The sequence below is a fragment of the Candidatus Palauibacter australiensis genome, assembly GCA_026705295.1.
Classification (GTDB): Bacteria; Gemmatimonadota; Gemmatimonadetes; order Palauibacterales; family Palauibacteraceae; genus Palauibacter; species Palauibacter australiensis.
The window spans coordinates 1-21,803 of record JAPPBA010000126.1 but is presented as its reverse complement, the minus strand read 5'-3'; the positions used below and the strand labels follow the sequence as shown (position 1 = coordinate 21,803).

At 68.8% G+C, this 21,803-nt stretch carries 18 protein-coding genes and 2 pseudogenes; 11 read left to right on the top strand and 9 right to left on the bottom strand.

Features of this window, described 5'->3' with window-relative positions:
- Positions 1 to 52: 52 nt before the first annotated feature.
- Positions 53 to 568 (bottom strand): sigma-70 family RNA polymerase sigma factor, encoded by a 516-nt coding sequence (locus OXN85_09880; GenBank protein MCY3600262.1) that lies wholly within the window; start codon positions 566 to 568, stop codon positions 53 to 55.
- A gap of 283 nt (positions 569 to 851) precedes the next feature.
- Between OXN85_09880 and OXN85_09875 the strand changes: the two genes are divergently transcribed.
- The 5 genes and pseudogenes from OXN85_09875 to rpmA all read left to right on the top strand — a co-directional run bounded on the left by OXN85_09875 (position 852) and on the right by rpmA (position 4,782).
- Positions 852 to 2,078 (top strand): acyl-CoA dehydrogenase family protein, encoded by a 1,227-nt coding sequence (locus tag OXN85_09875; protein MCY3600261.1) that lies wholly within the window; start codon positions 852 to 854, stop codon positions 2,076 to 2,078.
- A 175-nt stretch (positions 2,079 to 2,253) separates the two neighbouring features.
- Entirely contained in the window at positions 2,254 to 3,789 is a 1,536-nt protein-coding gene (locus OXN85_09870; protein ID MCY3600260.1) for an Rne/Rng family ribonuclease, read from the top strand.
- Between the two features lie 142 nt (positions 3,790 to 3,931).
- A pseudogene (rplU, locus tag OXN85_09865) lies at positions 3,932 to 4,234 on the top strand (50S ribosomal protein L21).
- Positions 4,235 to 4,261: 27 nt separating this feature from the next.
- Entirely contained in the window at positions 4,262 to 4,525 is a 264-nt protein-coding gene (locus tag OXN85_09860; GenBank protein MCY3600259.1) for an E3 binding domain-containing protein, read from the top strand.
- Positions 4,525 to 4,782 (top strand): 50S ribosomal protein L27, encoded by a 258-nt coding sequence (gene rpmA / locus OXN85_09855; GenBank protein MCY3600258.1) that lies wholly within the window; start codon positions 4,525 to 4,527, stop codon positions 4,780 to 4,782. Before OXN85_09860 ends, rpmA begins: the two co-directional genes overlap by 1 nt.
- Positions 4,783 to 4,899: 117 nt before the next feature.
- On the opposite strand, the gene OXN85_09850 is transcribed toward rpmA, so the two are convergent.
- Genes OXN85_09850 through OXN85_09835 form a run of 4 tightly spaced genes read right to left on the bottom strand, consistent with a single transcriptional unit; the run spans position 4,900 to position 9,776 of the window.
- Positions 4,900 to 5,679 carry an enoyl-CoA hydratase-related protein gene (locus OXN85_09850; GenBank protein ID MCY3600257.1) on the bottom strand — a complete coding sequence of 260 codons (780 nt, stop codon included), beginning with the start codon at positions 5,677 to 5,679 and terminating at the stop codon, positions 4,900 to 4,902.
- Between the two features lie 44 nt (positions 5,680 to 5,723).
- Complete coding sequence (locus tag OXN85_09845; protein ID MCY3600256.1) at positions 5,724 to 7,430, bottom strand: amidohydrolase; 1,707 nt, start codon at positions 7,428 to 7,430, stop codon at positions 5,724 to 5,726.
- A gap of 59 nt (positions 7,431 to 7,489) precedes the next feature.
- The gene (locus OXN85_09840) at positions 7,490 to 9,211 is read right to left on the bottom strand and encodes an amidohydrolase (GenBank protein ID MCY3600255.1); all 1,722 of its coding nucleotides are present in this window, start codon (positions 9,209 to 9,211) and stop codon (positions 7,490 to 7,492) included.
- Between the two features lie 37 nt (positions 9,212 to 9,248).
- On the bottom strand, positions 9,249 to 9,776 hold the full coding sequence (locus OXN85_09835) for a hypothetical protein (GenBank protein MCY3600254.1): 528 nt from the start codon (positions 9,774 to 9,776) through the stop codon (positions 9,249 to 9,251).
- A 226-nt stretch (positions 9,777 to 10,002) separates the two neighbouring features.
- Here OXN85_09835 and OXN85_09830 point away from each other — a divergent pair, with 226 nt between their 5' ends.
- Positions 10,003 to 11,271: an aminotransferase class V-fold PLP-dependent enzyme gene (locus tag OXN85_09830; GenBank protein ID MCY3600253.1), complete on the top strand. Its 1,269-nt coding sequence runs from the start codon at positions 10,003 to 10,005 to the stop codon at positions 11,269 to 11,271.
- A 33-nt stretch (positions 11,272 to 11,304) separates the two neighbouring features.
- On the opposite strand, the gene OXN85_09825 is transcribed toward OXN85_09830, so the two are convergent.
- The 4 genes and pseudogenes from OXN85_09825 to OXN85_09810 all read right to left on the bottom strand — a co-directional run bounded on the left by OXN85_09825 (position 11,305) and on the right by OXN85_09810 (position 16,993).
- Positions 11,305 to 11,736 carry a PIN domain-containing protein gene (locus tag OXN85_09825; protein MCY3600252.1) on the bottom strand — a complete coding sequence of 144 codons (432 nt, stop codon included), beginning with the start codon at positions 11,734 to 11,736 and terminating at the stop codon, positions 11,305 to 11,307.
- 283 nt (positions 11,737 to 12,019) lie between these two features.
- A pseudogene (locus tag OXN85_09820) lies at positions 12,020 to 12,286 on the bottom strand (HigA family addiction module antitoxin).
- An 82-nt stretch (positions 12,287 to 12,368) separates the two neighbouring features.
- Positions 12,369 to 15,452 (bottom strand): glycosyl hydrolase, encoded by a 3,084-nt coding sequence (locus OXN85_09815; protein ID MCY3600251.1) that lies wholly within the window; start codon positions 15,450 to 15,452, stop codon positions 12,369 to 12,371.
- 35 nt (positions 15,453 to 15,487) lie between these two features.
- The gene (locus tag OXN85_09810; protein ID MCY3600250.1) at positions 15,488 to 16,993 is read right to left on the bottom strand and encodes a sodium/proline symporter; all 1,506 of its coding nucleotides are present in this window, start codon (positions 16,991 to 16,993) and stop codon (positions 15,488 to 15,490) included.
- A gap of 211 nt (positions 16,994 to 17,204) precedes the next feature.
- On the opposite strand from OXN85_09810, the gene OXN85_09805 reads away from it, so the two are divergent.
- The 5 genes from OXN85_09805 to OXN85_09785 form a co-directional block, all read left to right on the top strand.
- Positions 17,205 to 19,229: a TlpA disulfide reductase family protein gene (locus tag OXN85_09805; GenBank protein ID MCY3600249.1), complete on the top strand. Its 2,025-nt coding sequence runs from the start codon at positions 17,205 to 17,207 to the stop codon at positions 19,227 to 19,229.
- 108 nt (positions 19,230 to 19,337) lie between these two features.
- Entirely contained in the window at positions 19,338 to 19,637 is a 300-nt protein-coding gene (locus OXN85_09800) for a YciI family protein (protein ID MCY3600248.1), read from the top strand.
- A 27-nt stretch (positions 19,638 to 19,664) separates the two neighbouring features.
- Positions 19,665 to 20,948 carry an aromatic ring-hydroxylating dioxygenase subunit alpha gene (locus tag OXN85_09795; protein MCY3600247.1) on the top strand — a complete coding sequence of 428 codons (1,284 nt, stop codon included), beginning with the start codon at positions 19,665 to 19,667 and terminating at the stop codon, positions 20,946 to 20,948.
- The gene (locus OXN85_09790) at positions 20,932 to 21,420 is read left to right on the top strand and encodes an aromatic-ring-hydroxylating dioxygenase subunit beta (GenBank protein ID MCY3600246.1); all 489 of its coding nucleotides are present in this window, start codon (positions 20,932 to 20,934) and stop codon (positions 21,418 to 21,420) included. The genes OXN85_09795 and OXN85_09790 overlap by 17 nt, the downstream gene beginning before the upstream one ends.
- 27 nt (positions 21,421 to 21,447) lie before the next feature.
- The coding region (locus tag OXN85_09785) for a phosphotransferase (protein MCY3600245.1) at positions 21,448 to 21,803 on the top strand (356 nt) is incomplete at its 3' end.

The window sequence follows — 21,803 nt, the reverse complement described above, 5'->3', positions numbered from 1 at the left end:
TTTTCGACGCAGATTTCCAGTCGCATCCCGACCGATCACCCATCGTCCCCCCTCACCGGCCCCGACCGGTCTCGTCCTCCACGATCCGCGGATCCAGCGCCTCCGTGAACCGGCGCAGGGCCCGCGCGAGCAGCGTTCCCACCGATCCCGGCGCGACTTCGATCGCCTCGGCGATCTCGGCGTACCGGAATCCTTCCTCTCTCATCAACAGCAACTGACGGTCGCGTTCGGGCATCTCCGCCAGCGCGGCGCGCACCGCCGCGACCCGTTCAGCCCGCAAGACCGGCTGGTCCGGCAACTCCACCGGATCGTGCGCGAGGTCCGTCTGCCCGTAGCGCTGCGACAGCAACCGCCGCCGCCGCGAACTCATGCGAGCGTCGTCCCGCACCAGGTTCGTTGCCACCGTGAACAGCCAGCGCCGCACCTCCTCATCCGGAAGAGCCTGGTCCAACAGCCGAACGAACGCCTCCTGTACGACATCCGCCGCAAGGTCGGCGTCACCCACCATCCGGTCGACATACCGAAAAAGTGGTGTCCAGTGGCTCTTGTATGCCGCCTCGAAGTCCACGGTTCTCCCTTCCACACCGTTGCCGGTACGCGAAGAGCGCCGCGGGCTTGCACCCTTGCCATCCATAGGGTCAACGCCTGCCGGAGCCCGATCGTGACGCGTCCGGCCCTTCCAAATCTCCCGTTTCTGCCAGACGTTTCGGCGGGAGCCCCGCCTCCGGTACGTTAGGCGCGCGGCGTCCCGAAGTCACAGCCTGCCCGCCGCCGGGCCACGCACCCGACCCCGGCGCGCATGCGAGAGTCCCGATTGCGACGCCGGCCGCACACACCGAACCGAGGAGTGAATGGGAGATCCGAGTTTCTACCTGGAAGACCATCATGCGATGATCCGCGAGATGGTGCGGGAGTTCGCCGAGGCGGAGATCGCGCCCGTCGCCGCCCGCTACGATGAGTCGGAGGACTTTCCGTGGGATACCGGCGCCCTCATGTCCGAGCTGGGACTGTTCGGGATTCCCTTCGATGAGGGGATGGGCGGCGCGGGCATGGACCTTCTCGCCGCTTCGATCGCCGTGGAAGAACTCGCCCGCGTGGACGCGAGTCATTCGATCATGATCGGCGCGCACACGAGCCTGGCCGCGACCCCGATCGCGCGCTGGGGGACGGAGGCCCAGAAGGAGCGTTTCCTCCGGCCCCTCGCGAGCGGCCGCGTGCTCGGCGGATTCGGGCTCACGGAGCCGGGGTCGGGTTCCGACGCGGGCGGCATGCGGACGACGGCCCGGAAGGTCGGCGACCGGTGGATCATCAACGGCCGCAAGACGTGGATCACGCACGGAGGGGTGGGCGAGGTGTTTGTCGTGGGCGCCCTCACGTCGCCCGAGAAGGGCTCGCGGGGCATCACGGCGTTCGTCCTCACCAAGGAAACGTGCGATCTGGAAGACGCCGCGCGCGTCGGCTTCGGCCACTCCGAGGACCTTGAGCCGATGCCGGGGTTCACCGCCGGACAGAAGCTGCGCAAGCTGGGCTGGAACGCTTCCGACACGCGCGAACTCACGCTGGAGGACGTGGAGGTACCGGAGGAGAACGTGCTCGGCGAGGTGGACCGGGGGTTCCCCATCTTCCTCGACACGCTGGACGGCGGACGGGTCGGGATCGCCGCGCACGCGATCGGGATCGCGCAGGGGGCGCTGGACGAGACGGTCCGGTACACCGGCGAGCGGAAGCAGTTCAGCAAGAAGATCCACGACTTCCAGGGCGTTCGCTTCATGCTGGCCGAAGCGCAGACGCGCATTCACGCGGCACGGCTCATGATGCACCACGCCGCGCGCCTCAGGATGGCGGGGACGAGGCACAAGAAGGAGGCCGCTATGGCCAAGCTCTTCGCCTCGGAGACGGCGATGGACGTGACGACGATGGCGGTGCAGTTGCACGGCGGCTACGGCTATTCGCGCGAGTATCCGGTCGAACGGATGATGCGCGACGCGAAGATCACGGAGATCGGCGAGGGGACGAGCGAGATCCTCAAGATCGTGATTTCGAGGGAGATGCTGCGCGAAGCGGGCTCCCTCGATTAGTTTTGGGGGAGCAATACGGCCGTGCGTCACGGCTGTCAGCGGAAACCGGGCAGTAACGAAGAGATACACGAGCCCCCGGGCAGCGGCCGGCGGTTCGCAGCGAAGAATCGAGTCTTACAGGATGCCAGCCCTCTGGTAGCACAATCGGGCGCGGCGAACCCGCGCGCGCGCTGACGTGCGCCGCGAGATCGTCGTAAACGCCACGACCCGCGAGAAACGGGTCGCGATCGTAGAAGACCGCAAGCTCGTCGAACTGATGTACGAACGGCCCGACGAGCGCCGCATTGCCGGGGATATCTATCTCGGTGCGGTCGAGGCGATCGTGCCCGGGCTTCAGGCCGCCTTCGTCAACATCGGCGCCGAGAAGTCCGCCTTCCTGCACGCCTCCGATCTACTGTCCGACGAAGATCCCGATGAAGACGGGAATGGGGGACGGGAACGGAACGGGGGGCGTCGGAAGGGGCGCAACGAGAACGCTCCCCGCATCGAGGAGGCGATCCGCAAGGATCAGACGCTCCTCGTCCAGGTCGTGAAGGAGCCCATCGGCACGAAGGGAGCCCGTGTCACGACGCAGGTCTCCCTCCCGGGCCGCTTCCTCGTGTACATCCCGGACTCCTCCCACGTGGGCGTCAGCCGCAAGATCGGCGACCGGGAGACGCGCGTCCGCCTGCGAAGCATGGTGCGGGACATCCTCGGCGACGATGGCGGGGTCATCGTCCGGACCGTCGGCGAGGAGTTGACGAAGGAGGGCTGCGAGCGGGAACTCAAGTCGCTGCGCAAGACGTGGCGGAAGGTGCGGCGCCGGCAGAAGGGGATGAAGGCGCCGGCCCTCGTGTACCAGGACGCGCGGCTGACGTCCGGCATCATCCGCGACCTGTTCAGCGACCGGATCGACCAGCTCACGGTGGATTCGGCGGAGCTGTACCACGAGATCCGCTCCTACCTGGGACAGGTGGACCCGGACCTGCTCGAGCGCGTGAGCCGGTACGAGGGCGCGGCGCCCATCTTCGACGAGTTCGGGATCGAGGAGGAGATCCGGCGCGCGTTCCGCCGCACCGTCCACCTGAAGTCGGGCGGCCACGTCGTGATCGAACAGACCGAGGCCCTCGTCTCCATCGACGTGAACACGGGGCGCTACACGGGTCGCAAGGATCCGGCGAAGACCATCCTCAAGACGAACCTCGAGGCGGCGGGAGAGATCGCCCGCCAACTTCGCTTGCGCGACGTGGGCGGGATCATCGTCATCGACTTCATCGACATGAACGAGGAGGAGTCGCGCAACAAGGTCGTGCAGCAGATGCGGACGCTGCTGGGCCACGACCGCGCGCGCACGAAGGTGTTCGGGCTCTCCGAACTCGGTCTGCTGCAACTCAGCCGGCAGCGCGTAAGCCCCAGCCTGCACCAGCGGATGATGGAACCGTGTCCCTACTGCGAGGGCGCGGGGAGAATCCTCGCCCCCGAGACGGTGGTGCGCCGGCTGGAGCGGGCGCTGGACCGGGTGGCCGCGGCCGGCCGGGAGAGCGGGATCACGATTCTCACGCACCCGGTGATCGCCCTCCACCTGCTGGAGCGCGAACGCGAGTTCCTGAACCGGATGCGGAACAGCGGCGGGATCGCGATCGAGCTGCGCGACGACCCTCTGCTCGGTCTCGACGAGTTCCGGCTCCTCGCCCACCCGGCCGACGCCGACGTCACGAAGAAGTACATTTAGAGCTGGTGCGGTGTCTCACGACGCCAGCCGTCGCGGGCCGTGACGACGTGTCGGATGCGCGCCGTTTTGTTTGACACATCCGCCCGCCGCGGGTAATCTCAGCGGCTCGCAATTCGTGCAATTCCAGTGGTGATCTGACGATATGTACGCGATTTTCAAAGCCCAGGGAAAGCAGTTTCGAGCGGTGGAGGACGCGGTGCTCCGCATCCCTTCCCTCGCGGCCGAGCCCGGGGACACGGTCAAGTTCGACGACGTGCTGCTCGCCGAGCAGGGCGGGGACGTTCACGTGGGAGCCCCGTGCGTGGCGGGCGCCTCCGTCGCGGCCGAGGTGGTGGGCCACGGGCGCGGCGACAAGATCATCGTCTACAAGATGAAGCGGCGGAAGGGCTACCGGCGGAAGCAGGGCCACCGCCAGGGGTACACGGAGATCCGGATCCTCGGCATCGATCTGCCCGACGGGCCTCAGGAAGCGGTGGCGAAGCCGGCGGCCGTCGCGCCGAAGCCCAAGGCCGCTCCGAAGCCCAAGGACGCTCCGGAAGGCGAGGCCGCTCCGGAAGCCGAGGCCGCTCCCGAGCCCGAGGCCGCGGCGTCGGCGCAGGTGGACATCACGCCGGTCGCGCGGAAGCTCGCGGAGGAGCACGGACTCGACCTGGACGCGATCGAGGGGACGGGGAAGGACGGCCGCATCCTCAAGAGCGACGTGGACAAGGCCATTGCGGCGAAGGAAGGCGACTGATGGCGCATAAGAAGGGTGTCGGCTCCAGCCGCAACGGACGCGACTCGAACCCGCAGTACCTCGGCGTCAAGAAATACGGCGGCGAGCACGTGGTCGCGGGCAATATCCTCATCCGGCAGCGGGGCACGCCGTTCCATCCGGGCCGCAACGTGGGCCGGGGGAAGGACGACACGCTGTTCGCGCTCACCGACGGACAGGTCGAATTCCACCGCCGGCGAGGCCGCCGCTTCGTCAGCGTCGTGACGCCGGCGTCCTAGCGTCGCGACACCGGCCCGCCGCGCGCTCGCAGCCGCACCGCCACCGGCTGCAGCCGCGCCGGGCCGGCCCGGCGCCGCCGGAATCCCGTGAGGATCCCGCTCAGGAGCCCCTGAGCCTCAGGAGCCCTTGAACTCGGGCTTCCGCTTCTCCAGGAAGGCGCCCACGCCCTCCGCCATGTCGTCCGTCGAGAAGAGGAGCGAGAACCAGCTCCGTTCGAACTTCAGCCCCTCATCCAGCGGCATCCGCCGCGCGGCGAGGATGGACTCCTTGGCGGCCTGAAGCGCGACCGGGCTGCGGCTCGCGATGTTCGAGGCGAGTTCCATCACATGGCCCTCGAGTTCCTCGGGGGCCACGGTCGCCTCCACGAGCCCGATCTGTTCGGCCTTCTCCCCCGGGATCAACTCGCCGCTCATCACGAGCCGCATCGCCCAGCCCTCTCCCACCAGCCGCGGGAGCCGCTGCGTGCCGCCCGCGCCGGGGATGAGACCGAGGTTGATCTCCGGCTGGCCGATGCGGGCCGAGGTCGAGGCCACGCGCATGTCGCACGACATGGCGAGTTCGCACCCGCCGCCGAGGCAGAAGCCGTTGATCATCGCGATGACGGGCTTGGGGAAGGATTCGATCGCGCTGTACATGTCGCCGCGCGTCATGCTGCGGTACTGCTCGACCGGACGCGCGTCCTTGAACTCCGAGATGTCGGCGCCCGCGATGAACGAGCGGTCGCCCGCCCCCGTGATGACGACGACGCGCACATCGTCGTCCGCCGACAGGCGGTCGAGCGCGCCGAAGATGGCGCAGCGGACGGCGCCGTTCAGCGCGTTGAGCTTCTCCGGCCGGTTGACCGTGAGCTTGGCGATATGTCCGTCGAGTTTCTCGACGAGAAGAACGTCACTCATGACGACTCCAGGCTACAGGGTTGGCTGTTTCGGGCGGCGCGCGGTCAGGCTTCGTGGGTGGTGCGACCGCCGAGGACGGTGCGGACGACTTCGATCTCCTTGATCGCGTACGGGTCGGCCGTGTGGGGATCGTCGCCGAGGATGACGTAGTCCGCCAGCTTCCCCTCGGTGATCGAGCCCTTGATGTGCTCCTCGAAGGAGGCGTGCGCTCCGTTGATCGTGCAGATGCGAAGCGCCTCGGGGACGGAGATCTTCTGGCTCGGGCCCCACTCGCGCCCCTGCATGTCCGTGCGCGTGACCATGCTCTGGATCGCCATCAAGGCCTCGAACGGGCCCGGCGGGTAGTCGGAGGCGCCGGCCACGGGGATGTCGTAGTCGAGGAAGCGGCGGTGCGCGAACATCCATTCCATCTTCTCCGTCCCGTACTCGCCCCACTTGTTCCCGTGGAAGTGGATGTAGGTGTAGAAGGGGGTGGGGATGGCGCCGACATCCTTGATGCGCCGGAGGAGCGGGTCGTCCACCAGCGAGCAGTGCTCGAGGCGGAAGCGGGGGTCGGCCTGCGGCATCTCGCGCTGGACCCGCTCGTACGCGTTGAGGCACATGTCGATCGTCTTGTCTCCGTTCGCGTGGATCGCGATCTGGAAACCGGCGCGGACGGCGTCGTCCACCGCCCGGTCGATGTCCTCCTGGGTCATCGTGCTGATGCCGTAGTCGTCCGGGCGTCCGACGTACGGGGTGCGCATCGCCATCGTGCGCTCCGAGGCGGAGCCGTCCGCGCTGTACTTGACCGCGCCGATGCGCAGGTTCTCGTCGCCGAAGCCGGTGCGGACCCCCGCCTGCTTGAGCGCCGAGAACAGCAGGCTGCCCCCGGAGGGGAAGTAGTTCATGCGAAAGCGGAGTTCGCCCGCGTCGTAGGCGTCCTGCAGCGCGGTCAGGCCCTGGCTGTTCCCGCCCGTCTCGTGGACCGAGGTGATGCCGGCCGCGGACATCAGTTCGCCGATGAGGGCGACGCCGGCCTGGCGGTCCTCCCGCGTGCTCCCGCCGGGGACGAGGCGCTGCAGCGGCCGGCGCGCGAGCGAGGCGACCTTGCCCGTGAGTTCGCCGTCCTCGCGGTAGAAGTGCCCACCCGTCGGGTCGGGCGTGTCCACGGTGATCCCGGCCAGTTCGAACGCCTTCGAGTTGTAGACGCTGGTGTGCCCGCCCCGGTGCGTGACCTGAACGGGGTGGTCGGGGACGGCCTCATCGATGTCGCGGCGGTTCAGCGGACGCCCCTCCTCGATCTTCGTGTCGTCGTAGAGGAAGCCGACGACCCACTCCCCGGGAGGCGTGTTCTGCGCGCGCTCGCGAAGCGCGGACTTCATCCCCTCGATCGTGCGGATGTTCATGTCCACCTGCGTGAGGTGGCGCATGCCCGAGGAGGAGGGATGGTTGTGGGCGTCGATGAAGCCGGGGACGACAGTGCCGCCGCCCGCGTCGATGCGCTCGGTGCGCGGGCCGATGAGGTTGGCGACATCGTCGTTCGAGCCCGCGGCGAGGAAGCGCCCGTTCTTCACGGCGAGCGCCTCCGCCCGCGGGTTCGCGTCGTCCACCGTGTAGATGGTCGCGTTGGTCACGACCTGGTCGGCGGGCGCGGAGCCGCCGCCGCCGGCCTGCCCGCCGCTCCCGCCCTGCGTCCCGCAACCCGCCAGGGCCGCGCCCCCGGCCGCGAGCGCGGAAAGGGCCATGAACTCCCGGCGATTGACCTCGCTCATCTTCACCTCCTCACAGGGTTCGGGCGCGCCGCACGCTCGCGCCGCACGCCCGCACCTCCTCAGGCTTCGTACGTGGCGCGCCCGCCGACGACGGTGCGCAGAATCTCGATCTCCTTGATCGCGAAGGGGTCGGCCGTATGCGGGTCCTCCGCAAGAATCACGAAGTCCGCCAACTTGCCCGCGGTGATCGATCCCTTGATCCCTTCCTCGAACGCGGCGTGGGCTCCGTTGATCGTGCACACGCGGAGCGCCTCCTCGACCGTGATCTTCTGGCTCGGGCCCCACTCGCGCCCCTGCATGTCCGTGCGCGTGACCATGCTCTGGATGCCCATCAGCGTCTCGAACGGCCCCGGCGGATAGTCGGAGGCGCCCGCCACGGGAATCCCGTAGTCGATGAACCGGCGGTGTGCGAACATCCACTCCATCTTCTCCGCCCCGTACTCGCCCCACTTGTTGCCATGGAAGTGGACGTAGGTGTAGAAGGGCGTCGGGATCGCGCCCACGTCCCGGATCCTGCGCAGGAGATCGTCGTTGACGAGCGAGCAGTGCTCGAGGCGGAAGCGGGGGTCGGCCTGCGGCATCTCGCGCTGCGCGCGCTCGAAGGCGGTGAGGCACATGTCGGTCGCGAGGTCGCCGTTCGCGTGGATGCCGATCTGCCACCCGTTCCGGACCGCGTCGTCCACCGCGTGGTGGATCCCCTCCTGATCCATCGTGAGGATGCCGAAGTCGTCCGGGCGTCCGACGTAGGGCGTGGACATGGCCATCGTGCGCTCGGAGGCGGAGCCGTCCGCCACGTACTTGATCCCGCCGACTCTCACCCACTCGTCCCCGAAGCCGGTCCGGATACCCGCAGCCTTGAGGGAAGCGAAGAGGAAGGAAGCGTCGCCGGCGTTGGGGAAGACGTAGGCGCGGAAGTGGAGTTCGCCCGCCTCGTAGGCGTCCTGATAGCTCACGAGATCATTGCCGGCGCCGGTCTCGTGGACGGAGGTGAGGCCGGCCGCCGCCATGCGTTCGCCGATGAGGCGGATGCTCTCCTGCCGCTCGGCGCGCGTCGTCCCGGCGGGGATGAGGCTCTCGAGCGGGTCCTTGGCGTGTTCGGCCACGCGCCCGGTGAGTTCGCCGTTCTCCCTGTAGTACTTGCCACCGGGGGGGTCCGGCGTGTCGGCGGTGATCCCGGCGAGTTCGAACGCCCGGGAGTTGTAGACGCCGGTGTGGCCGCCGCGGTGGGTGACGGAGACGGGGTGGTCCGGGACCGCGTCGTCGAGGTCCGCGCGGGTCAGCGGGCGCCCGTCCGCGAGCTTCGTGTCGTCGTAGAGGAAACCCTGCACCCACTGGCCGGGCGGCGTGTTCTGGGCCCGTTCGCCGAGCGCGCTCTTGATGCCCTCGATCGAGCGCACGTCGAGGCTCACCTGCTTGAGGTGCTTCGTGCCGGAGTAGAAGGGATGGTTGTGCGCGTCGATGAAGCCGGGGACGACGGTGTGGCCGGCGGCGTCGATGACGTCGGTTCCCGGGCCGATGAGGTTGGAGACGTCGTCGCTCGAGCCCACGGCGAGGAAGCGCCCGCTCTTGACGGCGAACGCCTCGGCGCGCGGCAGGCCGTCATCGACGGTGTAGACGGTCGCGTCGCGGACGACGAGGTCCGCGTGCCCGCCCGTCGCGGCGCCGGCGCGGGATCCGCCTGGGGAGTCCCCGGCGCCTCCCGGGCCGCAGCCCGCCAGCGCCGCGCCGCCCGCCGCGAGGCCGGAGATTGCCATGAAGTCACGCCGCGTGAAGTCGCTCATTCCGGTGTTCCTCCGACGGTGGATCGGTTGGCGTCTCCTACTTTAGCTCGACGAGTTGTTCGGGGTCCACGCGCACGACGATGTAGGTGATCGTCTCGGTGATCTCGCTGAAGCCGTGCGGGGATCCCGCCGGGATGATGAGCATGTCGCCGGGTCCGATCTCCTGGCTCTCCCCGCCCACGATCCCGCCTACGGCGCTGGGGCCGGTGAGCGTCCGCACGGTCTGTCCCTCCGGGTCCAGTTCCCGCGCGTTCGACAGGTCGCCACCGGTCACGAGCGTGCCGCGGCCCGAGACGACGTAGTAGACCTCGGTCTGCTTGTGGTGCTGGATCGCCCCGAGCGACGTGGTCGGCGGGCGCTGGACGACGCCGACGCCGGCGTTGTGTCCGCCCGCGTCGATGTGCCGGATCTGCTGGTCGCTGACCCGGCCCTCCGGCGCGTTCGCGATCGCGGCGAGGATGTCGGCCGCGGAGATGTAGGTGGCCGGCGGGTTGTCTGGGCGGTCGCCCGGCGCCGCGCTCCAGAGGACACCCGCCGCGACGGCGGCGACGATGAGCTTCGACATGGTCCGGCTCCCGTTTCGATTCATGGAGAGATGAGACGGTCCACGACACTAAGCACGGCCGAGGGTCCCGGTCCACGGCTCACCCCACGGCTGCGGGTTGGCACGCGTTCCCGCGGGAACGCGTCGCGGTGCGTCGCTGTCCTGCGAACGGGTTGTGGACGTACGTTCGGAGGGTCGTATTCGAGGTCTGCGACAGACCGCGCACGAGAGGGATCAGGAGGGACGGATGACCGAGTGGAGCCGCCGCAACTTCGTCAGGACGGCCGCCGCCGCGGGGCTCGCGCTCCCGGCCGCGCCGGCTCTCGCGCACACCGTTGGGGCGCCTGAAGGCGGTGACGGCGCCGGGCCGGTCCTCGACTCGCGTCCACGCTCGGACGACGATCCGCTGGGGATCCGGGGCCAGTTTCCGGTCACCGAGGAGTTCGCGTACCTGAACACGGCGTCCACGGGGCCGCTTCCGCGTCCGGTGCACGAGGCGCTCGTCGCGTACGCGGACGAGAAGCTGAGCTACAACGATCCGGGGAGCCGCGGACGGGCCACGGCCCGCGCCCGCAGCCGCTTCGCGAGCCTGTTCGGGGCGGACGAAGACGAGATCGCGCTCCTGTTCTCGACCAGCGACGGCGAGAACATGGTGGCGAAGGCGATCGACTGGCAGCCGGGCGACAACGTGGTCATCGACGAACTCCACTTCGTCACCGCCTTCGTCGTGTACCGCGAACTCGAGCGGCGCCACGGAGTCGAACTCCGGATCATCCCCTCGCGCGAGGGGCGCGCCCAACCCGAGGACTACGACGCCTACACCGACGACCGCACGCGCCTCATCAGCGTGGCGTGGGTCTCGAACCGGAACGGGTTCCGGCACGACCTGTCGACGCTGGCCGAGATCGCGCACGCCCGTGGCGGCTACCTGTTCGCCGACGGGATCCAGGCGTTCGGCACCTTCCCGACCAACCTCCACGACGAGGGCGTCGACTTCGCCTGCGGCAACGGCTACAAGTGGCTCTTCGCCGACTTCGGCTGCGCGCCGCTGTACGTGCGGCGGGAGCACCACGAGTGGATGCAGCCCGACCGCTTCGGGCACGGGCACGTGGCCGAGACGCTCCCGGAGCACCAGTACCGGCTGAAGACGGACGCGCAGAAGTATGAGTACGCGAACCCCGCCTACGGCCCGATCGCGGCCATGGACGCCGCCCTCGGCTTCCTGGGCGAGGTGGGGCTGGAGCCGATCGCCGAGCACACGCACGCGCTCGCGGGCCAGCTCCGCGAGGGCGCCGCGGACCTCGGCATGAAGCTGTTCACGCCGCCCGCGAATCCCTCGGCCATCGTGAGCTTCTACCACGGGATGGATCCGGACGAGCTCGGCGACGCCCTGCGCGGGGAAGGCGTGTTCTTCACGTTTCAGGAGGGAGGGGAACTCCTCCGCGCCGCCGTCGCCATGTTCAACAACCGCGACGACGTCGACCGCCTCCTCGGAGTGATCGCCGCCCGCGTATAGGGGTCGGCTCCGGCGCGCAGCTTCTCTCGGGGTTTACGCCGCCGGATCGATCACCGTAAGGAACGGAAAGCGGCGAAAACCCGCATCGCGCGTGCATATGCGGCTGACGCCGTGCTCGCGCATCAGGACGGCCGTGTGCACATCGTGCATCTGGTTCGCGCGGATTTCCGGAAGCTCCTCGACCGTCCGGGCGAGGACCGCCGCGTGACGCGGCGTCGCGGTCAACAGGTCGACGCCCGGCGAGTTGAGGAGCTCCGAGAGAAAGCGCCAGGCCTCCCCAGTTCGCCACGGTGACGGCATCACCTGCGGGTGCGTGGTCACGCGCAGGAACTCGTAACAGACGCTCCACGTGAGGAAGGACGGTGAAGGCCCGCGACGCGCTTCGTCCAACTGCTGCCGGCAGGGGAGGTGGAATTTCGAGTTCCTGCTCGCGGCGTACACAAGCACATTGGTGTCGAAGACCAGCGTCTCACTCCTCTTCCATCACGCGGTAGAGCGCGTCCCGATCGGCGATGTCGACCAGAGGTTCGCCACCACGCCAGGTTGGAAGGGGCTTCAGAGCCTCGGAACCGGCGTTGGCCGCTGCCGGGTCGGCCAGCACGCGCCTCAGCCCCGCCTCCAGGAGTTCGGACACGGTCGTCCGCCGCCGCTCGGCCTCTTCTCGCAGGCGGCGCATCAATGTGTCGTCGACGCGAAGGGCTTCGCAGGGCGCCGACCTTTCCCGCACCGCCCGCACTCCGTGCCGCCTGAGGCGGATTTCGTCCTCCCGTCTCCGAATCCGGGCGCTGTCGTAGTCCGCCTGCATCCGCATCAGCTGCTCCACGTTGACCCCGAACGCCTGCTCGATGCGCAGCGCCATCGTTGCGGAGAGATCGGAGCGGCCATTCAGGAAGGCCGACAACGCGGGCCGCGAGACACCGAGCACCGCTGCCGCCTCGACCACAGTCAGGTCGCGCGGCTCGATGATCTCGGTCCTGACGAATTCCCCCGGGTGAGGGGGGGGCGGCCGGGTCACTGGATGACGTCCTCCGGAGGTGAATCTTCGAACCGTATTCCGTAAAGTGTCGCATGACGCCATACGGATGGCAAGTCTTCGATCAGTCGCGCGGCGGCCTGATCTCCAGTTGCGGAAGACCCGCTTCCCCGAGGCGCCGGTTCAGGCGGGACAGGTCGCCCGTGAGCATCCGTTCCAGGGTCCGCAGGTGTTCGTCCAGCTCCGCGGACAGCTCGTTGAAGACCGCCTCGTATGCGTCGGTCGGGGTGCCGTCTCCCCGCTCCAGGTGGCTGCGCAGGCCGGTCAGGCGGTCGTTGAGCTTGATGGGGAAGGCGATCTTGTCCTTCGGGCTCTGGTTCCGGAGCTGGTAGAGTTCTCCCGCGACCGCCTCGATCCCCGCCGCGAAGCGGGATGCCTCGTCCCGGAGGGCGTCGTCCTCGATGTCCGCGGTGGTCGCGTCGATCCGGGCGAGGAGATCGCGCGCCAGGATGACGCTCTCGTTGGCCCGGCTCTCGGCGTCGCGGATCGCCATGGCGAGGCGGAACTGATCGGTGAAGGCGGCGGCGGGCACGTCTCCGAGTCTCGGGTCGCGGCGCACCTCGAAGGCCTCCTCGCGCGTGGTTCCGTCGACCGTCAACTGTGCCAGGTAGCGCCCCGGCGGCGCCCACGGGCCCAAGGCGGGGTTGCCGCCCTCGAGGACGATCCCCGGGAACGTCACCGCGCCCGGGTAGCGGAGGTCCCAGCGGATCCGATGGGTGCCCCCGCGCGCCGTTCCGTCGACGAGGGTGCGGACGGGTTCGCGGTCGTCCGTCAGGATGTCGAGTCGCACGTGGACCTCCGACGCGCTCACGCGGAAGTCGATCGTCGCGGGGATCGATCTCCGAACCGCGTCGGCCGGGGAGAAGAGGTGTACGTCGGCGGTCGCGACATCCGCCCGTAGCTGCCGCAGCGTTTCGATGTCGTCGAGGACCCAGAAGGAGCGGCCGTGCGTGCTGATCACGAGGTCGCGCGCCTCGACCGAGATGCCCGTGACGGGCGTATCCGGGAGCCGGAACGACAGGTCGCTCCACCTCGAGCCGCCGTTGAAGGAAACGAAGACGCCGTGCTCGGTGCCCGCGTAGAGGAGGCCGTCGCGCGCCGGATCCTCCCGGATCACGCGCACGAAGGCGCCCTCGGGGATGCCATCGACGATCCGTTTCCAACTTGCTCCGTAGTCGTCCGTCCTCCACGCGTACGGCGACCGGTCGTCCATCTCGTACCGGATCCCGGCCACGTGCGCGCTCGCGGGATCGTGCGGAGAAACCTCCACGGTCATGACGCGCGTGTGCGGGGGCATGTCGGGCGGCGTGACGTCCCGCCAGTTGCCGCCGCCATCGCGCGATACGTGCACGAGACCGTCGTCGGATCCGGTCCAGATCGTCTCCGGATCGTGCGGCGAAAGCCCGATCGAGTAGAGCGTGCCGTAGATCTCGGGCCCGTCCTGATCCTTGACGACCGGGCCACCGGAGTCGTCGAGCGTTTCCGGCTCGGCGCGCGTCAGATCCGGGCTGATCTTCGCCCACGACTCACCCTCATCGAGCGACCTCCAGAGGTGTTGGGATCCGACGTACAGCGCGTGGGGCGCCAGGGGTGACACGGCGATCGGATAGGTCCAGTTCCACCGCTCGGGCATGTCCCGCGCGGGCTCGCCCATGACGATGCGGGGCCACGGCTGGATGTCCGTAGCGGCGCCGGTCTCGCGGTCGTACCGGGTGAGCGTGTTCGTCGCGCCCGCGTAGAAGATGTCGGGGTCGGCGGGGTGCGGCGCGATGTAGCCGCTCTCGCCTCCGCCCACCGGGTACATCCACTCCGCGCTTGGGCTCGCGGGATCCCGCAGGTGCGCCCACTCGGAGGACACGCACACGGTGGTGTTGTCCTGCTGCGCGCCGCACACGTGGTAGGGGAAGTCGGCGGTCGTCGCGAGGCGGTAGATCTGGGCGGTCGGATACCGCATCGACGTCCACGTCCGCCCCCCGTTCACCGTGACGACGCCACCTCCGTCGTTGCCGTCGATCATGCGCAGCGGGTTCGTCGGATCGATCCACAGGTCGTGGTGGTCGACGTGAGTCTCCGGCACGCTCTCGAGCGTCCGTCCGCCGTCGGTCGAGCGCATGAGCCGGAAGTTGAGGATGTAGAGCGTGTTCCGGTCGACGGGGTCCGCGACCAGGCGCTGGAAGTAGAACGCGCGCTGCCAGATGTCCCGGTGGCCGTTGACGAATGTCCACGTCAGGCCCCCGTCGTCGGAGCGGTACAGCCCGCCGCGCTCGGCCTCGAGGTTCGCCCATACCCGGTCCGGATCCGCGCCGGACACGGCAATCGTGATCTTGCCGAGCACGCCGTCCGGAAGGCCCGGGTTGCGCGTGAGTTCGGTCCACGTGTCGCCCCCGTCGGTGGACTTGAAGATCCCCGACCCTTCGCCGCCGCTCCACAGGCGCCACGGCTTGCGGTACACCTGCCACAGCGTCGCGTACAGGACGTCCGGATCGCTCGGATCCAGGACGAGGTCGACGGCTCCCGTGCGCTCGTCGCGGAAGAGCACCTTCTCCCACGTGTCTCCCCCATCGGCCGTCCGGAAGACGCCGCGCTCCGGGTTGGGACCGAAGGGATGGCCGAGCGCCGCCACGTAGGCGCGGTCCGGGTCGGTGGGGTGGATGCGGATGCGCCCGATCGCGTGCGTGTCGGCGAGGCCGAGGTGGCGCCACGTCTTCCCGGCATCGTCAGAGCGGTAGACGCCGTCGCCCTGGAGGACGTTGGCGCGGAGCTGCACCTCGCCCATGCCGATGTAGACGATGTCCGGGTCGGAGGGGGCCATCGCGACCGCCCCGACAGAGGCGCTGCCCACCTGCCCGTCGGTCACCGGGGTCCATGTCGTCCCGCCATCCGTCGTCTTGAACAGCCCTCCGCCCGTCGCGCCGAAGTAGTACTCGAACGGTCGTTCGGCGTGGCCCGCCACGGCGATGGAGCGTCCGCCCCGGTCCGGTCCGATCGAGCGCCACTCCATGGGCGGCAGGAGCGAGACGTGGTCCTGGGCTCCGAGCCCCGCCGGCATCGCGGCCAACGACAGCGAGGCCAGGACCGAGAGCGCGAGGAACGACGCTCGGACACGCTCCAGGGGCGAGATGACCGGCGGGCGAACGCTGTCGTACATGCTTGCCTCCGAAGCCGAAGGTTGAATCCGGAACCCTATCTGATCTCCTCGCGGATGGCGGCCAGCTCCTCGACCGCGCCCTCCGGCGGCTGCGTGAACAAGCTCACGCCGATGGTGACGGCGAACCCCGCCGCGAAGCCCGGGAGCATCTCGTACAGGTCGTAGAAGCCCGCCTTGAAGAGGACGACCCACAGCATCGTCACGAGGAAACCGGCGATCATGCCGGCGAGCGCGCCGGCTCGCGTGGTTCGGGCCCAGAAGAGCGAGCACAGCACGACCGGGGCGAACGCCGCCGCGAGGCCGGACCAGGCGAAGAGGACGAACCAGAAGATCGCCCGCTCGGCGGTGAGCGCGAGCAGGAGCCCGGTCACGCCGAGCACGACCGTCACCGCCTTGCCCAGCACGGAGAGCGCCCGCTGCCGGGCGTCGGGGCGGAAGATCTTCTGGTAGACGTCCCGCACCGCCGCGGAGGAGGCGAGGATCAGCAGGGAATCGGCGGTCGACATGATGGCGGCGAGGACGATGATGAGGACGAGGCCCGTGAACAGGTCGGGCAGGAGGCCCGCGGCCATGGCGGGGAGCGCCGTCTCGGGGTCGGCGAGGGCCGGGTAGAGGACGCGGGCGGCCATCCCGGTGAACACGGCCCCCAGGTCGAACACGATGATGCAGCCGACGGCGATCGGCCCCGCCTTCCGGATCTCGCGCTGGTCGCGCGCCGCGAGGAAACGCGCCAGGAGTTGCGGGGCGCCGAGGAACGCGAGTCCGACGCCCACGAACCCGGCCGCGCTCGCGATCCCGAGCGGGGTGATGCCAAGCCCGCCTCCGAGCCGCAGGAGGTCCGGGCCGGACGCCTGCAGCCCCTCGAACACGGCGAGAGGCTCGGCCGCGCGCAGCCCGTCCATGAGCGCACCCCAGCCTCCCACCGCGCCGATGCCGACGAACGGCAGGACGAGGAGGCACGCGAACATGAGCACGCCCTGGGCGAAGTCCGAATACGCCACCGCCTTGAATCCGCCCACGACGGTGTAGAAGAGGACCACGGCGAGGCCGAGCCCGACCCCCACGCCGTAGCCGGTGCCGAGGAAGGAGTCGAACGCCTTGCCGGTCGCCGTGAGCTGCGCCCCCACGTAGAAGGCGACCATCGAGAGGACGATGACGGCCCCGACGATGCGGAAGCTGTGCGTCTTGTCCCGGAAGCGGTCCTCGAGGTAGTCGGGGACGGTGATCGAACCGTAGCGGTCGGTAAACGCCTTGAAGGGTCGCGCCACGAAGGCCCAGGCGAGCGCGACGCCGAGTACCTCGCCGAGGACGACCCACAGCGCGTGCATGCCGAGGGCGTACCCGATCCCCGTGAGCCCGAGGAGAAGCCAGGCGCTCTCTCCCGTCGCGTTGGAGGAGAAGGCGAGGACCCACGACGGGAGTTTCTTGCCCGCGGCGTAGTAGCCCTTCACGTCGTGCGATTCCTTCCCGCCCCACACCCCGATGACGAGGAGGAAGAGGAGATAGACGACCACGACGCCGATGATCACGGGAGAGGGCATTCAAGCCTCCGTGCGCGTTGTTTGGGCGACTTCCCGCAACCTACCTTCCGGCACGGACGGGTCGCTGACAACCATCGTCCGAGGATTCGGTGTCGACAGTGCGTCGGCGGCGTTGTGTCGGCGGCGCCGTGTCGGCGGCGGGGGATGCGCGCGGGTCGCGATTGCGCGCAACCCATGCTTCGAGCGGCTTCCAGGGACATTCGAGGGACACATGACACTCTCCATGACGCCCTCCCGGGCCGGTCTCGCTGGTTTGGCGGGCCTTGCGGTTCTCGCGGCAGGGTGCGGCGATGCGCGCCCGCACTCCGACCTGATGGCGGACGCGGCCGCGGACGTCGAGGCGATCCGGCTGGAACAGGCCATGGCGCGCTACGACTCGGCGCGTACGAAGGCTCCGGACCACGCGGAGGCCCACCGGCAGTACGCGAAGCTGGCCAGTTACTTCAGCCTGCACGCACAAGCCGCGCGGGCGTGGGAACGCGTGCTCGAACTCGAACCCGGCGATTCGGCCGCCTGGGAGGGGTACATCCACGACCTTCGCTGGGCCGGCATCTTCGAGACGGATCGGAGGTACGCGGAGAAGATCCTGCAGGTCCTCCCGGAAGCGCTCCGCCACGCGCCGGATCGTCCCGTCATCTACGACGAGGGGCAGGAGGCGGCGGCGGATCTCGGACAGCTCGACGCGTACGGCGCGATCCTCGCCGAGCTGCGGGCCATGCGGTCGGACGACCCGATCCTCCTCCACGCCGTGGGAGCGCTCCGCGTCGCGCGGGCGGATCAGGAGGAGGGGGACCGAGGTCAGGCCGTGAGGGATTCGATCGGAGTCGTGCTCGACGCGCTCGCCGCCGAGATCGAAGGCGATCCGGATGTCGCGGCGCCGGTGCTGTACCGGCTCGCGGCGGGGTATGACTTCGGCATGCTGCGGCGGGAAGACGACGCGGACCGCTGGCTCGAGCGTCTCGAAGCCGCGCCTGATCGCGGCGACCTGGCGGACGACCCGCGGTACTGGGATCTGGTGTTCGATTTCCAGGAGGCCCTCTACGGCGATGCCGAGGAAGGCGACGCGGCCGAGCCGTCGCGCCTCGTTGCCGAAGGGCTGAAGTCAAGGGATCTCGGAAGCCGCGGCGCGTGGGTGAACCGCAACCACACGATCGTGACGCAGCAGGCGCTTGCTTCAATCACGGGCGATGCGCCGAGCAGCAGGACCGTGTGGGGGGCGGCAGCCGTCGCGGCCGAACCACCGCACGCGCCGCTCGAACCGGAAGCGGCCGGGCAGCTGTTCGATGCCTCGATGGACGCGGTCCGCTGGCGAGAGAGCGTGTTCTCGACGCTTCGTGGTCTGCTCTACTTCGGGATCGAGCCGCAGGCCGTGCTCGAGGAGGCGCGCGCGATCGAAAAAAACCTCCGCGCCCACAGTCCCGGATACCTGTACCCCGGTCTTCAGGGCGACGAGCGGGAGAGGTCGCGGCAGTCCGCGATCACTGGCGCCCGCATCCTCCAGGCTCGCGCGCTCACGCAACTCGGGGAAATCGAGGCGGCCGGCGAGTTGTTGGAGCAGGTGGCGAACGAGTCACGGAACGCGACCACGCTGGGCGCGTATGGGCGTCACCTCCTCCTCACAGACCGGCCCGCGGAGGCTCTGGATGCCTTCGTGGAGGCGGTCGCGTTCGGTGGATCCGCGTTCCGCGCGCTCGCGGACGAAGCGGCCGAGGCGGCCGAACTATCCCCCGAGACGGTCGAGGAGCGGCTCGCGATGCGGCAACCCGTCGTGGAGGAGGAGTTGGAACGCCGGGAACTCGGCCAGCGCATCGAGCGCGAGGCGCCGGAGTTCGCGATCGCGGACCAGAACGGTTTCGAGTGGCGGCTGAGCGACCTCGAGGGGAAGATCGTCGTGCTCAAATTCTGGGCCACGTGGTGCGGTCCGTGCATCGAGGAGTTTCCGCACTTCGTCGAACTCCTGAAGACGTACGAGGACGCGGAGGATGTGGTCTTCCTCACCGTCGCCACGGCGGGGTCTCCGCGGGAAGAGGTCGCCGCGCAGATCGAGGAGGGCGGCTTCACGTTCCCGGTCCTGTTCGACGAACAGGGCCTCGCCCTCGACTACGAGATCCTCGGCTACCCGACGACTTTCTACGTGGACCGGGCGGGGTTCATTCAGTTCAAGCGCGGGGGCTTCGTCGAATCCGGCTACGAAGAGGGCGTCGCGCGCCGCATCGACGCCCTCCGCGGCCAGTAGGGGTCGCCACTCTACGAGCGTTGCGTGAACCCCAACCGGGACCGCAGCTTGAGGTCGTGAGGCGGTCGAATACCATCCGTGATGGGCACAGTCCAGAGAGGTGCGTCAATGTACGTCGCTGCATTCATCACCGATAAGTCCGGGGCGGCGCAAGCGCGGGACGAGATGCGCGCGTCGTTCATGGAGTATCTCCGCAGTCATCCGGCCCACCCGGATGTCGTCGTCCACCACGGCGGGCCGACGCTCGGAGACGATGGCGAGAGCATCGTCGGGCGGCTGATCGTGATGGAGGCTCCCTCGGTCGAGGCTGCGAGCGCATTCCTGGCCGACAGTCCCTTCGCCAGGGCGAACGTGTTCGCCGAGTGCCATGTCCACGCGTGGGACTGGACGACGGGGCGTCCCCGCTAGCGAGGCGTCCCCGCTAGCCAACCGTCGGTGGACATCAAGGACCTGATCGTCGACGACCGGGACCGCGGGGTTTTCAGGGTCCACCGGTCGTGCATGACGTCCGTCGATCTGTTCCGCCAAGAACGGGGACGGATTCTCGATCACTGCTGGATCTACCTGGGGCACGAATCGGAAGTGGAGGCCCCCGGGGACTACCGCCGCCGCACGGTAGCCGGCCGCCCGCTGTTCTTTATCCGCGGCAAAGACGATCGAATACGGGTGTTCCTCAATTCGTGCCCGCACCGCGGCGCCATGATCTGCCGGCGCGACGCCGGGAACGCCGGAGTCCTGCAGTGCTTCTATCACGCCTGGTCTTTCAGCACGGACGGCGATCTGATCGGCGTCCCCGGGGAAGATGCCTACGGTCCCCACTTCGACCGGACGGAGTTCTGCCTGAAGTCACCGCCCAGATTCGACAGCTACCGGGGCTTCCTTTTCGTGAGCTTCAACCCGCAGGCCGAAGACCTCGTCACCTACCTGGCGGGGGCCAGAGACTACCTTGACCTGGTCGTCGATCAGGCCGAGGAGGGGATGCGGGTCGTTCCCGGTTCCAACAAGTACACAATCAAGGCCAACTGGAAGCTGCTGGCCGAAAACAGCCTCGACGGATATCACCTGGTCCCCACCCATCGGACCTACGTGGATTACATCGCCGGTTTCGGCACGGACGACAGCGGAGATACGGTGTCCGCCCGTCCTCCCGGTGCGGCGAAGGCCCTGGGCGGCGGCCACTGCGTGTCGGAGAACATTTCCCGGAACGGCCGTCCCATCGCTCGCTGGCACCCCGTATTCGGCGAGGAGGCCAGGGAGCGCATCGCGCGGGTGCGCCGGCGCCTGGTGGAGAAACACGGAGAAGAGCGCACGTACCGGATGGCCGACACGTCGCGAAACCTGCTCGTCTATCCGAACCTGCTCATCATGGACTTCGTGGCCATCAGCATCCGGTACATCGAACCCGTGGCGCCCGACAGAATGGAGGTCACGGCCTGGCATCTCGTGCCCAGGGAGGAGTCGGGTCCCGCGCTGGCCACCCGACTCGACAGTTACCTGACGTTCCTCGGACCGGGCGGCTTTGCCACGCCCGACGACGTGGAGGTCCTCGAATCGTGCCAGGCCGGGTACCGCGCCACCGAGGCCGAATGGTCCGATATCTCCAGGGGCATGCTGAACCCCTCGCCGGGCACGTCGGACGAACTCCAGATGCGCGGATTCTGGCGGCAATGGCACGCCCACATGCAGGGCCTGAGCAGGACCAATGTCCAGGACCGGTAGCCTGCGGAATCAGGTGGAGGCGTTCCTGTTCAGGGAAGCGGCGCTTCTGGACGAATGGCGATTGGACGAGTGGGTCGCTCTGTTTACCGACGATGCCCGGTACGTCGTCCCCTCCACGGATCTGCCGGAGGGGGATCCCGCACGCGATCTGGTGTTCATCGACGACGACATCATTCGTCTGCGCGCCCGGGTGGCACGGCTGAACAGCCGACATTCGCACCGTGAGTCGCCGCGGTCGCGGACGCGCCGGTTCGTTTCGAACGTGCGGGTTGAAGAAGCCGGCGCCGGAGAGCTCCGGGTCCGGGCGAACGTCCTCGTCTACCGGTTTCGCAGCGGTGACGGAGCACCTTACGTCGGCAGCATCGAGTACATCCTCAGGAGGAACGGCGGGGACTTGAGAATCGCGTACCGCCGGGCGGTGCTCGATCTGGAAGACCTCGCCTGGCACGGTGCGGTGAGCATCATCTTCTGAACGGTCCCCTGCAAACGGAGACACCGGTTGGCCACGCTGGGAGCCGTCACGGCGACTCATGGCTTCGACGAGCGGCGGCTCGCGGACTACCTGTGCGCTTGCGGGCTGCGCGAGTTCGGGGGCGGGGTGACGGTGCTCCAGTACCAGGGCGGGCAGTCGAACCCTACCTATCGGCTCGAAGCGGGCGGCCGGTACTTCGTCCTGAGGAAGAAGCCGCCGGGTGAGCTACTGCCTTCCGCGCACCTCATCGAGCGCGAATACCGCGTGATGAGGGCGCTCGCGGACACCGGCGTGCCCGTGCCGGGGATGATCCACCTGTGCGAGGACCCCGGCGACACCTTCGCGAGCGTGCGGATCGTGAGGCTGCCCGGCGCGGGCGAGCT

Excerpts from the sequence above, each read along its gene's own strand:
- OXN85_09810 (MCY3600250.1), bottom strand. The coding sequence starts at position 16,993 with ATGCCCTCTCCCGTGATCATCGGCGTCGTGGTCGTCTATCTCCTCTTC.
- OXN85_09815 (MCY3600251.1), bottom strand. The coding sequence starts at position 15,452 with ATGTACGACAGCGTTCGCCCGCCGGTCATCTCGCCCCTGGAGCGTGTC.
- OXN85_09790 (MCY3600246.1), top strand. The coding sequence starts at position 20,932 with ATGTCCAGGACCGGTAGCCTGCGGAATCAGGTGGAGGCGTTCCTGTTC.
- OXN85_09805 (MCY3600249.1), top strand. The coding sequence starts at position 17,205 with ATGACACTCTCCATGACGCCCTCCCGGGCCGGTCTCGCTGGTTTGGCG.
- OXN85_09845 (MCY3600256.1), bottom strand. The coding sequence starts at position 7,430 with ATGAGCGAGGTCAATCGCCGGGAGTTCATGGCCCTTTCCGCGCTCGCG.
- OXN85_09875 (MCY3600261.1), top strand. The coding sequence starts at position 852 with ATGGGAGATCCGAGTTTCTACCTGGAAGACCATCATGCGATGATCCGC.
- OXN85_09800 (MCY3600248.1), top strand. The coding sequence starts at position 19,338 with ATGTACGTCGCTGCATTCATCACCGATAAGTCCGGGGCGGCGCAAGCG.
- OXN85_09850 (MCY3600257.1), bottom strand. The coding sequence starts at position 5,679 with ATGAGTGACGTTCTTCTCGTCGAGAAACTCGACGGACATATCGCCAAG.
- rpmA (MCY3600258.1), top strand. The coding sequence starts at position 4,525 with ATGGCGCATAAGAAGGGTGTCGGCTCCAGCCGCAACGGACGCGACTCG.
- OXN85_09830 (MCY3600253.1), top strand. The coding sequence starts at position 10,003 with ATGACCGAGTGGAGCCGCCGCAACTTCGTCAGGACGGCCGCCGCCGCG.
- OXN85_09840 (MCY3600255.1), bottom strand. The coding sequence starts at position 9,211 with ATGAGCGACTTCACGCGGCGTGACTTCATGGCAATCTCCGGCCTCGCG.
- OXN85_09835 (MCY3600254.1), bottom strand. The coding sequence starts at position 9,776 with ATGTCGAAGCTCATCGTCGCCGCCGTCGCGGCGGGTGTCCTCTGGAGC.